The organism is Stenotrophomonas sp. YJH_SMC_69 (genome assembly GCF_059370495.1).
In genome coordinates, this window is record NZ_JCAFTS010000007.1 from 40946 (window position 1) to 53420 (window position 12475).

11 protein-coding genes and 1 pseudogene are annotated in these 12475 nt (G+C 66.2%); 5 read left to right on the forward strand and 7 right to left on the reverse strand.

The genetic code is table 11. From position 1 onward, the window contains the following. Positions 1-6: 6 nt before the first annotated feature. Complete coding sequence (locus AC5P8F_RS13430) at positions 7-747, reverse strand: DNA/RNA non-specific endonuclease (RefSeq protein ID WP_032957559.1); 741 nt, start codon at positions 745-747, stop codon at positions 7-9. A 334-nt stretch (positions 748-1081) separates the two neighbouring features. Beyond that, positions 1082-2095, reverse strand: coding sequence for a DUF4034 domain-containing protein (locus AC5P8F_RS13435; RefSeq protein WP_046430782.1), 1014 nt, complete (start codon positions 2093-2095; stop codon positions 1082-1084). Positions 2096-2254: 159 nt separating this feature from the next. On the opposite strand from AC5P8F_RS13435, the gene AC5P8F_RS13440 reads away from it, so the two are divergent. Then, entirely contained in the window at positions 2255-3829 is a 1575-nt protein-coding gene (locus AC5P8F_RS13440) for a S15 peptidase family protein (protein WP_495228331.1), read from the forward strand. A gap of 270 nt (positions 3830-4099) precedes the next feature. Continuing rightward, a pseudogene (locus AC5P8F_RS13445) lies at positions 4100-4285 on the forward strand (S41 family peptidase); the annotation flags it as partial. Positions 4286-4330: 45 nt separating this feature from the next. On the opposite strand, the gene AC5P8F_RS13450 reads toward AC5P8F_RS13445, so the two are convergent. Together AC5P8F_RS13450 and AC5P8F_RS13455 are read right to left on the reverse strand one after the other, a co-directional pair. Beyond that, a complete protein-coding gene (locus AC5P8F_RS13450; protein WP_134808888.1) occupies positions 4331-6178 on the reverse strand; it encodes a hypothetical protein in 1848 nt (615 codons plus the stop codon). 50 nt (positions 6179-6228) lie between these two features. Further along, on the reverse strand, positions 6229-7230 hold the full coding sequence (locus AC5P8F_RS13455) for an NUDIX domain-containing protein (protein WP_495228332.1): 1002 nt from the start codon (positions 7228-7230) through the stop codon (positions 6229-6231). 479 nt (positions 7231-7709) lie between these two features. Between AC5P8F_RS13455 and AC5P8F_RS13460 the strand changes: the two genes are divergently transcribed. The 3 genes from AC5P8F_RS13460 (at position 7710) to AC5P8F_RS13470 (ending at position 9718) form a co-directional block, all read left to right on the forward strand. Continuing rightward, a complete protein-coding gene (locus AC5P8F_RS13460; RefSeq protein ID WP_111206845.1) occupies positions 7710-8066 on the forward strand; it encodes an excalibur calcium-binding domain-containing protein in 357 nt (118 codons plus the stop codon). A gap of 135 nt (positions 8067-8201) precedes the next feature. Further along, entirely contained in the window at positions 8202-9017 is an 816-nt protein-coding gene (locus tag AC5P8F_RS13465; protein WP_495228333.1) for a S1 family peptidase, read from the forward strand. Positions 9018-9082: 65 nt separating this feature from the next. Further along, entirely contained in the window at positions 9083-9718 is a 636-nt protein-coding gene (locus AC5P8F_RS13470; RefSeq protein WP_495228334.1) for a hypothetical protein, read from the forward strand. Here AC5P8F_RS13470 and AC5P8F_RS13475 read toward each other — a convergent pair. The 3 genes from AC5P8F_RS13475 to msuE are packed head-to-tail and all read right to left on the reverse strand — an operon-like array spanning position 9675 to position 12366. Then, a complete protein-coding gene (locus AC5P8F_RS13475; protein ID WP_014647229.1) occupies positions 9675-10709 on the reverse strand; it encodes a methionine synthase in 1035 nt (344 codons plus the stop codon). The genes AC5P8F_RS13470 and AC5P8F_RS13475 overlap by 44 nt on opposite strands. 38 nt (positions 10710-10747) lie before the next feature. Then, entirely contained in the window at positions 10748-11725 is a 978-nt protein-coding gene (locus AC5P8F_RS13480) for a DUF1852 domain-containing protein (RefSeq protein WP_495228336.1), read from the reverse strand. 56 nt (positions 11726-11781) lie between these two features. Further along, a complete protein-coding gene (gene msuE, locus AC5P8F_RS13485; protein ID WP_041863466.1) occupies positions 11782-12366 on the reverse strand; it encodes an FMN reductase in 585 nt (194 codons plus the stop codon). Positions 12367-12475 lie beyond the last annotated feature (109 nt).

Below are 12475 nucleotides of genomic sequence, written 5' to 3' on the forward strand. Positions count from 1 at the left end.
CCCCGATCAGCCCAGGTCACACCCGGCCGGCTGCGGCCAGGTGGTCGCCGGCAGCATGTTTTTCAGCGAGGCCGGCGCGTTGATCGCCACGTAGCTGGCGCCCAGCAGTTCCTCCAGATCCGCAATCGTCACCAGGTAGTTGTCCAGGCTGCCCAGGTTGGCCTCGTTGGGGATGATCCAGCTGATCGCCTTGGCGGTTCCGGTGTTCGGGTCGCGGGTGATGATCGTCTTCCAGAAGAACTCCGGCGTCGGAATGCCATGGCTGGCCAGGAAATAATCGTTGGCGGCATCGCCGTAGACCACGCCACCGTAGACGTCCACCGGCGCGATGTCGCGGTAGCACTCGGCCACGTTCTCGGCCTTCACCCAGATGCCCTGGTTGAAGCTGGACACCTGCGGCACGATGTTGGTCATGTAGTTGGCGCGACGGATGTAGGTCGCGTCGTAATCCATGTGGTTGGACGTGACCAGATGGCCACGGTCATAGCCGGATTTGATGCTGGCGTAGGACGCGGTGCTGGTCTGGCCCAGGCAACCGGCCGGCAGGTCCGGGTCCTTGTAGAAGCTGGACGGCCGTGCGGCCGAACCGGTATCGGCGGTGAGCGTGTACTCGTAACGGGTGGCGCTGTGGATGCCGCAGTCGTAGGTGAGCACGAAGCCGCCCTTGTTGAGGGTGACTACCTGGGCCTGGGCTGCGCCGGCAAAGGCGCTGAGGACGAAGGCAAAGACGAAGCTTGCAAGGCGCATTGCGATTCTCCAGCAAAGAGTTCAGGACGCAGCTGCCCGCCACGACCAGGCCGGGCCTGTGTCATGTGAAGGCGTTGCGGATACGGGTGATGCGGAGTGCAGTAGAGCGAGGCCGCGATGAGGAGGCCCGGAGGGCCGCGCGGTGTCGCAAGCGTCACAAGCTGTCGTCTTTTGGTCAACGACGAGAACGCGAAGCTGTGACCGGGTGCAAGCACTGGTGATGTGTCAGATCACGCGGTCCGTGGCTGACATGCGTACGTGCTAAGCACCCTGCAGGTGTGAAGTGCATGCTGGACCGCGCATCCTCCGCGGCCCGGTTCCGCACCGATTGGCTCTACAAGGAAGCCTCTTGCCCAGCATCCGGCGCCAGGCAGGCGGCCCTGCTTTGCTCGCTCGAGTCCGCAATGACCGCCTCGCTGAAACCACTTCGGCTCAAGTACAGGCGATTCCACCGATCCAGGGCATCGCCGTCACGCGCCCAACAGGCGTAGCGTGTAATGGTCTCCAGATTGTCGATGGTCGGGTAGCGCTGTGCGATTTCGTCCAGCCCCTGGCGCATCAGCGGCCAATCGGGTGTCGCCGCGCGGAAGTGATCGGCCGAATACGCGGTGGCTGACCAGTACAGCCGTGCGTAGCGCATGGCCCGCTTTTTCTTCGGGATACTGGCCATCGAGCGCCGTGCGAAGGCTTCCATCTTCTGTGCGCTGCCGCCCCAGGCCGGCGTGAAGTGCTGCAGGGCAATGAAGTGCAGCGGCTCGTAGTCGGGGAAGGCCTTCGCTGCACGGTCGACGAGCGTCAGTAGTTCTTCGTCATCCGCGCCCTCGCGCAGCGCGATCAGCACGCTCATCTCGTGCCAGAACGGGTCGCCGCCGGCAACGCCCTCATGCGATTGCAGGTAGGCCTGCGAAGCCGCGTTGTACTCATGGAACTGAGCCCAGTCTTCGGCATTGACGGTGTTGGCGTAACCATTTCCGCGGTAGCTCCAGGCCAGGTTGAGCGGAATCCGTGCAGTCATCAGGTGGGCTGCCGGCGACTTCGGCGCATGCTGAACCCAGCGCGCCGCCCAGGCCGACCAGCGGTTCCAGGCCTCCACCTCCTGCCGCGCCGTGCCGATTGCACGCGACATGCAGAGGTAGAAACGGCCCAGCCGGGATTCGCCGGCGGCGTTGAGCTCGCCCGTGCGGAGGCGCGCGGCCATCGCGTCCAGTGCCGGAAAGTCGTCGTTGGACATCAACTGCGCGATTTCGCTGCAGTCATCCGTGACGTCGGGGTCCCGGGCCGCCACGGCTGAAGGGGCGAACAGACTGGCCACGCTCAAGAGCGTGCCGACGAAGAGCGTCCTGCGCATCGGGGGGCATCCTTGCATTGATGGGAGCCTGCGGAGGACCGCAGTGCCGCGAAGCATACCAAGGTGCGCTTTGCGCCATGCTGCGTCGCAAGGTGCCAGCCACCATTCGCACTGGTACGGTCCGACCCGTTGCACCACCACCGACGGGGAGAGACGATAATGCGCAAGCTTTTGCTGCTGTTGATCCTGCTGACCGGCCTGGCGCCCACCGCCTGGGCCGCCACGGTCAAGACCACCCATCGCACCATTCCCAGCTGGGATGGCACGCCTCTCGGGGCCTTCGTCATCGAGCCGCAGGATGCCGGCAGCGGGCGCTATCCGCTGCTGGTCATGCCCAGCAGCTGGGCGGTGCCCAGCGTGGAGTACGTGGGCGTGGCACAGTCGTTGGCGCAGCGCGGCTATGTGGTCATCAGCTACAGCTCGCGCGGCTTCTGGGAGTCAGGTGGCAGCATCGACATCGCCGGGCCCGCCACGGTCGAGGATGTCAGCGCGCTGATCGACTGGGCGCTGGACAACACCCGCGCCGATCCGGCCAGGATCGGGGTCTCGGGCATCTCCTATGGCGCCGGCACCAGCCTGCTGGCGGCGGCGCGCGATCCCCGCATCAAGGCCGTTGCCGCACTCAGTGGCTGGGCCGACCTGCAGGCGTCGCTGTACAGCCATGACACACCCAGCGCCCAGGGCATCGCCCTGCTGGTGGCGGCGGGCCTGGCCACCGGCCGCCCCGGCGCGGAGCTGGCCACCATCAACCGCAATGTGCTGGTCGGCAATTACCAGGGGGCGGTGGACTCGCTGCTGCCGGTGGCCGCAAAGCGCAGCCCGGCCAGCGGCCTTGAAGAGATCAACGCCAACCAGCCGGCGGTATTCCTCGCCAATGCCTTCAATGACAGCCTGTTCCCGCCGGGCCAGCTGGTCGATTTCTTCAACCGCCTGAAGGGGCCCAAGCAGCTGCAGTTGCGCCACGGCGACCATGCCCTCAACGAGGCCTTCGGTGCGTTCGGCATTCCCAATGAGGTCTATGCCGCCGTGGGCGACTGGTTCGACCACTACCTGAAGGGCGTGGACAATGGCATCGATCGCCAGGCAGCGGTGCAGCTGAAGTCGCAGAAGGGCAGCTGGAGCCGCTATCCGGACTGGCAGGCCACCAATGCGGGCGCCGTCAGCTACGGCCTGACCGCACCCTCCGGTTTGTTGCTGCCCACCGGCGGCCTGGCAGAGAACGGTGGCGCTACCGGCTGGAGCTACCGCATCGGCAGCGGGCTGCTGACGGCTGCCAGTTCCGGCGTGGTGATGGCCTCCGGTGCACTGCAGATGATCAACCTGCCGCCCGGCGCCTATGTACCGTTCGTCGGCCGCAACGCCGCCGGCGTCTGGCAGGGCCCGATCTACTGGAGCGCACGTCGCCTGGATGGCGCACCGGAAGTGCGGGTGACGGTGACGCCCAGCCGCGCCAATACCACGCTGTATGCCTACCTGTATGCCGAAGACGCGCTGGGCAACGGCCAGCTGGTCAGCCACAAGCCCTACACCCTGCGCGGGGCCGCGCCCGGCCAGCCGAAAACAATCGATCTCCGCCTGGAAGCCAGCAGCTGGAACCTCCCGGCCGGCAGCCGGCTGACCCTGGTGGTCGATACCGTGGACCTGCGCTATGCAGGCATCAGCCAGCTGGGCGGTGCGGTGACCTTCAGTTCACCGGCCAACGCGCCTTCGGTGCTGAAGGTGCCCCTGCATTGACGTGGCGCCGCGCCCGTTGCGGCGGGCGCGGTACGACAGACCTGAAAGTTGCCAGACTGGAGCGCAATCCAGTCGAGAGGTGAATCGATGGCGCTCGCATCGTTGCTGGTCGGTGCGGTACTGGCAGCAGGCACCCAAGGCTGTGCCACAGATTGGCCAAGCACGCTGTTGATGGATCTGGAGGCTGCTGACGCGGCCCTGCGCGACAGCCATTCCGGGGTGGTTGACCCGCACAATCCCGGCTTCGTCTCCCAGATGGACGGCGCCCTCAGTGTCTACATGGATATCAGGCCTCAGCCATTGCCCAGTGGGCTGAGCCGGATTTCGGTGCCCATGAAGGTCTACCGCGGTCGCGGGCGCGGTTCGAACGAGCCCTACGTGCCGGATCGCCGCTACGCGGGGGACATGCGGGACACGCAGGCGCTGGAGGCATGGATCCTGGAGGGCAGGGACTGATCGGACCTGATCGGAACCCGCCGCCCGCGCTGCGCTGATGGAGGATCATTCCCCCTGCGGCAACAGCACCCGGATCATCTCGTGCTGCCTGGACAGATTCGCCCGTTGCACGAAACCCTGGACGATCGAGGCTGCCACCTTGCGCTGGTTGTCCATGTCCAGCAACGGCGCGATGGCCTGCCCGGAACCGTCGGGGCTGTCCCGGAACGGGCAACCGACCGGGCCAGCCGTGGTGAATGTCAGGATCGCCTTGGCCACGCGCGCCGACGGCGAACGCGGCGCATCGAAGATCACCAGCGTTCGCTCGTAACTGATACCCGTCGCACGTACGGTCGAGTGCAGGGAATCCTCGATGGTCATGTGCGCGCCGAGATCCTCGGCAAGCGCATTCAAGCAGTTGGCCGCCGTCGCCCTGCGCAGCGTTGCAGGGTCGGTGCGGATGATCATCGCGCAGTCGACGTCGGAGATCGGTACCTGGGTGACATCCAGGTAGGGGTTCTGTGCCAGCGTCCCGATCAACGCCAGATCGTCGCTGTAGCCACAGGATGCGGCAGATGTCTGCAGGCGTTGCAGCAGCGTTGCGACCCGCTGCGCGACCCACTGCCGCCCCTGCCGCAGGCGATGCGTGTGGGTGGCCGACAGGGCGCCGTGATCGAATCCCGAAGATGACGCCTGCATGCGCATTTTGACCTCACGCATGCAGGCATCGACCTGCTGCATGCAGTCCCTGTCATCGGCGAACACCGGCGCCGCCGAGATGCCATCGATCACCCTGCCGAACGTCGCCAGGTCGCCCTGCTGGTCGCGGTACCAGTCGTGGATGCGCTGCACATTGCGGCGACGCTTCTCCAGCTTGTCCGCACCCGGCCAGCCGGGATAGGCGGCGATCTCGCACAGCATGGTCAGGCCTTCCCACAGGTGGTACTCCATGCTGGGCAGGGGCAGCCGCCAGCGCTCTTCCGCGCCGGCATCCTCGGCAATCACCAGATGGTTGCGGATGATGTCCGACCACACTGTCACGGCCTCCACGGTATCGCGGCGCGGCGTGGTCACATCGATCAGTTCCATCAGGATCGGCCGCGGCGTCACCGGGTCGTCGCCGACAGGCGCCTTCGGATCCTTCACCCATCGCGCGTGCCAGGTGTAGCCCATGCGGTACAGCACGAACGGCTTGATGCCGTCGTTGAGGATGATGCCGGGTGGCGGCGGAGGGGTAGGTGGCGGCTGCACGGGCAGTGGCGGCTGCGGCGGGGGCAGCACGGACGGGCTGGCCAAGGCCGTGGAGGTGCCGATGCCCTTCAGCGGTTCGCTGGTGAACAGATGCAGGCCCGCGCGGTCACGCTGGTAGACCTTCCGGAACGCCTGCGGAGTGTCACAGGTCACCAGGCACTGCTGGCCGGGCGGCACATGGATGTCCACCGGTGCAAGATCCACCACTTGGCCGGCCAGCGGATTCTGGTTGGGTGGGAAGACACTGATCTCCAATGCGATGTTGAGGCCGGCGCCGAGCATCACCTCGATCACGATGTCCTCCACGCCGCCGTGCAGGGCGTCCTGGGCCGGGATCGGAATCCAGGGATTGATCACCACCTGCGTATCCCAGTCGGACCGGCCGAAATCGAACAGCGTCGGTGGCGGCTGGGCCGGGCGTTCAAGCAGTGCGTCCAGTGCGTTGCCGCCCTTGACGTAGAAGAACATCAGCGGCTCGTCAGGCTTCAGGCTGTAGTCGCGCCGTACCTTGCTGGACAGGCTGCGCAGCTGGTCCTTGATGTCCGACAGGGCCTTGACCACGACCGAGCGGACGTCGGGATACGCCTGCGCGTTGTTGATCTGCGCGGTGAGCTGCTTGCTGATGTGGCGCCGGGCCTCGCGCTCGGGCGTGCTCTCTTTCATGGTGGGCCTCGCTGGGCTTGCAGGGGATCACATGGGTTCGCGCTGGAGGCTCAGGCGGGTGACAGCAGGGCGGCGATCTCCCGGTACCAGTCGATCTCCTGGCTACCGGGCCTGGCGCTGGCCAGGGCCTCGTCAACCTCCAGTGTTCCTTCGCCCGGAACCTCCACACGTGCCCCGAGGACATTGCGCAGATTGGCCACCGGCACCCGTCCGATGCTCGCCACCTCCCAGTCGGTCACCAGGCAGGACTGGGGGCGCGTAGGGCTGCTGGCACTGGCCTGGACGTTGTTCTCGGCCTCCTGCGCCATCCGCAGGAGCTCCTCGGCCGTGGTGCGGAAGCGAACCAGGGAGAAGCTGCCTCCCCCATCCGGAAACAGCCGGGCACGCAGATCGCATGCGGCGCGTCCCTGCCCAAGCCAAATGCCAAGCTCCTCCTCGAACTCGCGGCGCGCGGCGCGCTCCTTGCGTTCGTTGTTCAGGCGGCCGCCGCCGGGCAGGGCCCATTGCCCCGCCTGGTTCACCAGCGCCGGGGGCAGGCCATCCGACCACGCTCCGACTTCCGCCACCAGGCGTTGTGCCAGTATCAACGCAGCGGCCCAGTTCGGCGCACCCCGGGTGGGCGGCGGCAACGCGATGGAGAGCTCCCGCAAGGTTGCTCGCGCAGCGCTGAACGGGGGAGGGGTTCTTGCGTCCTCGCGGAACAGGCTCTGCAGAGCGGCCAGCGTCTCCATGGCGATGTCATCGGTTTGCGGATGCGTGCGTTCGGCGCTTTCAAGCGCCCGGTCCAGTGCGTCCATGGTGCGGGGCAGCGTGCGTTCGCCGCGGTAGGCGACTGACCCTGCGGCGCGCCAGGCGCCGGAAAGCAGCTTCTTCACCAGATCCCAGTCCTGCTCTGTGCCACCGCCGGACGCGTTGCGGATGGCCAGCACAGCGGCCATCGCCTCGGCAGAAAGTACGACCACGGAATTGCTGCCCCACCAGCTGTTGAGCACCCGTTTGCGGACGACCAGATAGTGGGCTCCATCCCAGACTGCGACGTAGACCTGGTTCATGGTGCACCCCTCCGTTCAACCTGCGTGGAGGGGGCTGGGCGCATTGCCGCTGTGCCAGCGATAGTCCGGGAAAGGCATGCCATGTCTCGCTCCTGTGGGCTCGAAAGGTGGGGGCGGCGACGTTGCCATCGGGGTGCAGGCCGTGCGTCGCCGCGAATCCACTGTAGGAGCGAGGGGCGAGGGAGGATCGGCGCCAGCCACGATGTATGCGGCGGAACCGACGGAACAGGAGCGCGGGTGCATTGATTTCCCCGCATTGGCGCAGAGCCCGTGGCCGCCCAGGGATCAGCGATTGCCGGCGCCTGCCTCCGGGTCGTGCAGCACGCGCAGCTTCTTCTTGTTGATCTTGCCGACGCTGATCACCTGGCTGTTCCTGAAGGACTACCTGCGTTGAGTGGCAGCCGCTGCAGCGTCAAGCCTGGCGGTCGAGACACCATGCTAGCCTTCCCCTTGGCAGGAGTGCCTGACAGGGGGAAGGCATGGACACACGACGCCGCGTTTCCAGCGTATTGACTGCATCCGGCATGCTCGCACTGGCACTGTCCGCCAATGCGCTCGCGCATCCGGGCGGGCTCGACAAGCAGGGGTGCCACACCAACCGGAAAACGGGTGAGTATCACTGTCATCGAGGCGCTCCAGCGGCACCTCGATACGTCGACACTCCGCGCAGCAGTTTCGCCCCCGCGCCCGCGCGCAGTTCCCGGGTGTTTGCCAACTGCGCGGAGGCCCGCGCCGCCGGGGCGGCGCCGGTACGGCGTGGTGATCCGGGCTATGGCCCGCACCTCGATCGTGACAATGATGGCGTGGGCTGCGAACCCTATCGCGGCCGCAGGTAGGGCATGGCCCGCCTGGCTTCAACTCCCGTTTCCCCGCATTCGTCGGCCATCGCCGGGGATCGGTCGCACGATCTCCCCGTATGGCAGGGCCATGCCCTAGGCTGTTGGGATTGAACTGCTGGGATGCAAGCAACCATGAGCCGCTGGATTTTCCTGGCATTGGCCACGCTCCCGTTCACTGCCGGTGCCGTGGTCATCCGTGATGATGTGGACGACGCCCGGTATCAGATCGATGCATCGGCCTTCCCCGCGCTGGCCGACATGCCGGGCGAGGGGCACGGCGTCCTGATCGCGCCGCGCTGGGTGCTGACCGCCGCGCATGCCGCGCCGATGGAAGGGAGGGGCGCCACCATCACCATCGATGGGAACGGCTACGGCGTCGAGCGTGTCTTCCTGCACCCCGGCTACCGGAGGATGCCCGAAGCCCTGGGCAAGGAAGCGATGGCAACCGGGAGCGCGTCGAAAATCCACGCGTTCCTGGCAGCATCGGATGACATTGCATTGATCAGACTTGCCGCACCGGTGGGCGATGTGCCGCCGGTCGCACTCTACCGGGGCGCCGACGAGGTCACGCAGGTCGCCGCCCTGATAGGGAGAGGCGCCACCGGCAATGGTGCGACTGGCCTGGTGCCCGGCGGGCCGCATCGTACGACGCTGCGGCGGGCCTGCAACGCGATCACCGGCGGCAACACGCGCTATCTCTGGTACCGGTTTGATCCGCCTCCGCAGGGCCTTCCCCTTGAAGGCGTGCTCGGCAACGGCGACAGCGGCGGCCCGCTGGTGATCGAGAAAGATGGGGCCTGGCAGCTGGTGGGCCTCGGTTCCTGGATCACCGCCGTACCCGAGCATGCGCTGGAAGCGGGTTTCTATGGGCAGGTGGTCTACAACGTGCGTGTGTCCCGCTACATCGACTGGATCGAAAGCATCATCGAGCGTGACGCGTCACTTTAATTCTTGTTCCCGTAGCCCGGCGGTGCGGAGCAGGCGTAGCGGAAGCAAGCGCGCCTTAACGATTCATGGTCTCGAACAAGCGCACGGTGCGGATCTCAGCCGGTGCGACGGGCGCTCGTATCCTTCCTGGCATGAGTCCTCCCTTCGATCTTCCAGAGTTCATGACGGTTACCCGGCCCTCCGGCTGGGTACGGAGCGGCGAGCGCTGGGACCTGTGGTGGAACGGGCGCTCGGTGGCCAACATCGTGCCGCATGCCGAACTTGGCTTCCGGGTCTACCTGGATGCACGCAGGATGTCCCAGACCAAGGTGGTGGCCGCCACGAATGTGCGGCAGGCCAGGCGCTACGCCGAGCGCTGGTGTGCTGCGCGGCTCTGCCCACAGCTGCGGCTGCGCGAGGCAGTGGCACGCCTGGTGGACGTAGCGCCGGAAACAGGCGCTGCGCCGTCGCCCGCGCTTTCGCGGGAACAACGGCAGCAGGCCCGCCGCCTGGCCGAGGCCGGGGCGGGGGAGGTGGTACGGATCAAGCAGGCACTGGCGCCGCGACAGCCCGCGATGAAGACCCGACCGGAAGTGCAGGGGCGGGGTGGAGCCTGGTCGATACCCGGCCGGGCTCCGTCAAACCGACATTCGAACAACAATTCCTCCCCAGCCAGGGTTATGCCGAGAGTTCTTCGCGAACGATCCTCGCTCCCGCGCTGAGTGCGCGCAGCTTGCCCCTGGCCACGTCGCGCGCCAGTGGCGCCATGCCACAGTTGGTGCTCGGGTAGAGCTTGTCGGCGTCCACGAACTGCAGCGCCCTGCGCAGGGTGTTGGCCACGTCCTCCGGGGTTTCCACCGTGGTGGAGGCCACGTCGATGGCACCGACCATCACCTTCTTGCCGCGCACCAGCTCGATCAGGTCGATCGGCACATGGGAGTTGTGGCATTCCAGCGAGATGATGTCGAGGCTGGAGGTCTGCAGCTTCGGGAACGACTCCTCGTACTGGCGCCATTCCGAACCCAGCGTCTGCTTCCAGTCGGTGTTGGCCTTGATGCCGTAGCCGTAGCAGATGTGCACCGCCGTCTCGCACTTCAGCCCTTCGATCGCACGCTCCAGGGCGGCCACGCCCCAGTCGTTCACCTCGTCGAAGAACACATTGAAGGCCGGCTCATCGAACTGGATGATGTCAACGCCGGCGGCCTCCAGTTCCTTCGCTTCCTCATTGAGGATCTTCGCGAACTCCCAGGCCAGCTTTTCGCGGCTCCTGTAGTGCGCGTCGTACAGCGTGTCGATCATCGTCATCGGGCCCGGCAGCGCCCACTTGATCGGCTGCGTGGTCTGGCGGCGCAGGAACTTCGCATCCTCCACGAACACCGGCTTCGGGCGGCTCACCGCGCCAACCACGGTCGGCACGCTGGCGTCGTAGCGGTTGCGGATGCGCACGGTTTCGCGCTTCTCGAAGTCGACGCCGCTGAGATGCTCGATGAAGGTGGTGACGAAATGCTGCCGGGTCTGCTCGCCGTCGCTGACGATATCAATGCCGGCGTGCTGCTGTTCCTGCAGGGACAGGCGAAGGGCGTCCTGCTTGCCTTCAAGCAGCGCTTCGTCCTGCAGCTTCCAGGGTGACCAGAGTGTTTCGGGCTCTGCCAGCCAGGAGGGTTTGGGCAGGCTGCCTGCGGTGGAGGTGGGGAGCAGCGTCTTCGTCGGCATTGTGTCGTGTGTCCTGGGGCGGTTGGTAAATCGATGGATCAACGGGCGGCCCACTGCTCAAGCACGGCGCGGTACGGCTTGATGAAGTGCTCTTCGGTGAACCTGCCCTGCTTGACCGCCAGCTGGCTGCGCTCTTCGCGGTCGTAGACGATGCGGGTGGAGGAGTAGTCCTGGTGCTTCAGGCTGGGCTGGTAGACCTTGCCGGCCACGGAATTGGCGTTGTAGATCTCCGGGCGGTAGATCTTCTGGAAGGCTTCCATGGTGCTGATGGTGCCGATCAGTTCCAGGTTCGAGTAATCGCCCAGCAGGTCGCCCTGTAAGTAGAACGCCAGCGGCGCGACGCTGCCCGGTGGCATGAAATAGCGCACCTGCAGGCCCATCTTGTCGAAGTACTGGTCGGTGGGGGAGAACTCACCCTGGCGGTATTCCACGCCCAGGATCGGATGATGGTTCTCGGTGCGGTGGTAGGTCCTGCTGCTGGAAACACTGATGCAGATCACCGGCCCCTTGCTGAAGTTGGCGCGGTAGGCGTCCGAGCGCAGGAAGTGCTGGAACAGCTTGCCGTGCAGGTCGCCAAAGCCCTCCGGAATGCCGAAGGTGTCCTTGCCCTCGTTGCTGGCCGGCAGCACGACGCTGAAGTCGTAGTCGCGCACGTAGGACGAGAAGTTGTTGCCAACGATGCCCTCGCTACGCACGCCGGTCTGCGTATCGACGATGGTCGGCCGCAGCACTTCGATCAACGGGAACGGATCGCTGCCGTCGGCGCCGTCGATGTGCATCTCCACGGTGATGATGTCCAGCTCGACCGCATAGCGGTCCGCATTCGGGTTGTCCCAATGTGCCAGGTCGTTGAAGCGGTTGTTGATCATGCTGATCGTGTTGCGCAGGTTCTCCCGCCGCGACGCGCCACGGGCCAGGTTGGCGAAGTTGGTGGTGATGCGCGTGCCCTCGGCCGGCTGGTAATCCTCGTTGAAGGGGATGCGCGTGATGCTGAAGGTGAAGGTATCGGTCGTCATGGCGGCGTTCCGGGTTGCGGGGTGACATCCAGATGCAGGTCGGCGGCGTCTGGCATTCAAAGCGTTGCGGTGGCCTCTGCGGTAGCGGGAGGCGCGGCGCGATGGGACAGCGCCAGCAGGGGCATCGCCCGCTGCACGGCCAGTCGCGCACGCTGGATCAGTGCGTCGTTGTGCACGCGGCCCTCGGCGAAATCGCGGTCGGTGGCGTAGACGCCCAGGGGCAGGGTGCGGGCCTGGAAGAAGCTGAAGAGCGGGCGCAGCTGGTGGTCGATCACAAGGGCGTGGCGCTCGCTGCCGCCGGTGGCGGCCAGCAGGATCGGGGTGTCGACCAGCGCATCCTGGTCGATGAAGTCGAAGAAGTGCTTGAACAGGCCGGTGTAGGAGCCGCGGTAGACCGGCGTGGCCACCACCAGGACGTCGGCCTGTTCAACCGCAACCAGCTGCCGCTCCACGGCCTCGGGCAGCTGCGAGCGCCACAGCGCACCGGCCAGCTGCGGTGCCAGCTCACCGAGTTCGATCAGCTGCTGTTCGCTGTGGATGTCCTCGCCGATCAGGTCCAGCAGATGCTCGGCCAGGGCGGCGGCCCGGGAGGGGCGTTGCAGTCCGCCGGAAACGGCGACGATACGGAGGGGGCGGGTCATCTGTTCGCTATCAGCGGGGGAGGGGAGCGCCTTCGGGCATCTGCAGGTGCGCAGCCCTGCAGGCCGGCTGGGTCAGCAGGCTGGCAGGCAACCGAAGGCATGACCCGAT

Coding starts and splice junctions, on each gene's coding strand:
- AC5P8F_RS13465 (WP_495228333.1), top strand. CDS start 8,202: ATGAGCCGCTGGATTTTCCTGGCATTGGCCACGCTCCCGTTCACTGCC.
- AC5P8F_RS13460 (WP_111206845.1), top strand. CDS start 7,710: ATGGACACACGACGCCGCGTTTCCAGCGTATTGACTGCATCCGGCATG.
- AC5P8F_RS13435 (WP_046430782.1), bottom strand. CDS start 2,095: ATGCGCAGGACGCTCTTCGTCGGCACGCTCTTGAGCGTGGCCAGTCTG.
- AC5P8F_RS13450 (WP_134808888.1), bottom strand. CDS start 6,178: ATGAAAGAGAGCACGCCCGAGCGCGAGGCCCGGCGCCACATCAGCAAG.
- AC5P8F_RS13470 (WP_495228334.1), top strand. CDS start 9,083: ATGGTCTCGAACAAGCGCACGGTGCGGATCTCAGCCGGTGCGACGGGC.
- AC5P8F_RS13430 (WP_032957559.1), bottom strand. CDS start 747: ATGCGCCTTGCAAGCTTCGTCTTTGCCTTCGTCCTCAGCGCCTTTGCC.
- AC5P8F_RS13475 (WP_014647229.1), bottom strand. CDS start 10,709: ATGCCGACGAAGACGCTGCTCCCCACCTCCACCGCAGGCAGCCTGCCC.
- AC5P8F_RS13455 (WP_495228332.1), bottom strand. CDS start 7,230: ATGAACCAGGTCTACGTCGCAGTCTGGGATGGAGCCCACTATCTGGTC.
- msuE (WP_041863466.1), bottom strand. CDS start 12,366: ATGACCCGCCCCCTCCGTATCGTCGCCGTTTCCGGCGGACTGCAACGC.
- AC5P8F_RS13480 (WP_495228336.1), bottom strand. CDS start 11,725: ATGACGACCGATACCTTCACCTTCAGCATCACGCGCATCCCCTTCAAC.
- AC5P8F_RS13440 (WP_495228331.1), top strand. CDS start 2,255: ATGCGCAAGCTTTTGCTGCTGTTGATCCTGCTGACCGGCCTGGCGCCC.